Here is a 255-nt window from a genome sequence, read left to right as displayed (position 1 = left end):
AACGTTGACTACTCGGCCGGTTATCGGGTCGGAGGCTGCTAGTACTGCTCGTCAGAGCGTGGAACGCATGATCTCCGGACGTGAGCCGGTCGGGCACGCTGTTGGGTATCTGAAGGTACGGCCGTCATGGTCGCCTTCAGTGCCGGCCCCAGTGAACTCGGGATGTAATCCCGGGGTGATGGGTGGCTGGTCGTTGTTTGAGAACTGCACAGTGGACGCGAGCATCTGTGGCCAAGTTTTTAAGGGCGCACGGTG

This window comes from Streptomyces sp. CO7, from assembly GCF_053474865.1.
This window is presented reverse-complemented; position numbering follows the sequence as displayed.